The following is a 651-nucleotide window of genomic DNA, read 5'->3' on the forward strand; positions in this document are numbered from 1 at the left end:
GCCTGCAGCATCAACTGAGAACGGATCAAACCAACCCGACTCTAAAACCGGGTGGACTCCGTAACGGGGACTCGCCATCAGCAAGCGAAGATCGAAGCATGGCGGTATCTGCTCGGCGATTTTGTGGATTTCACCAGCACGAGTTGGCATCGTGGCAATATCTGGGCGCTTCACATAGCTCTATCGAAGCTGCATGTCGAGGTCTACTCGATCGGCCCGATCGAGCTCGATACAGCTGAACAGATCCACCGGCGGGTCTGCTGCACGATCAGGTGACAGTTTCGGTCACGCGGCCTGACTGGCCGGTGTGGTCATGATTGCTTCGTATTCGATCGGGGTCAACCGTCCGAGGGCGGCTTGGCGTCGGCGTCGGTGGTAGGTGCGTTCAATCCAGGTGACGATGGCGATCCTCAGCTCCTCTCGGGTGTCCCACCGGCGGCGGTCCAGCACGTTCTTCTGCAGCAGGCTGAAGAAGCTCTCCATGGCCGCATTGTCGCCGGCAGCGCCGACGCGGCCCATGGAGCCGACCATGTCGTAGCGACTCAAGGCGTGGACGAACTTTCGGCTTCGAAATTGACTAGGTTCAACCGGTCGAAGCAACACCCTGAAATTTTGGAGGGTGTTCGATGGTTCGTCGGCAGCAAGCAGCAG

2 protein-coding genes are annotated in these 651 nt (G+C 59.0%); one reads left to right on the forward strand and one right to left on the reverse strand.

All coding sequences use genetic code 11. The annotated features are described in order from the left end of the window. Positions 1 to 51: 51 nt before the first annotated feature. Positions 52 to 276, forward strand: coding sequence for a hypothetical protein (locus tag CG716_RS30445; protein ID WP_094484668.1), 225 nt, complete (start codon positions 52 to 54; stop codon positions 274 to 276). Positions 277 to 285: 9 nt separating this feature from the next. On the opposite strand, the gene CG716_RS29410 is transcribed toward CG716_RS30445, so the two are convergent. Continuing rightward, positions 286 to 651 (reverse strand): integrase core domain-containing protein (locus CG716_RS29410; RefSeq protein ID WP_234818101.1); only part of this gene is annotated, 366 nt, incomplete at its 5' end.

Origin of the sequence: Mycolicibacterium sphagni (genome assembly GCF_002250655.1) — a bacterium.
GTDB classification, from domain to species: domain Bacteria; phylum Actinomycetota; class Actinomycetes; order Mycobacteriales; family Mycobacteriaceae; genus Mycobacterium; species Mycobacterium sphagni.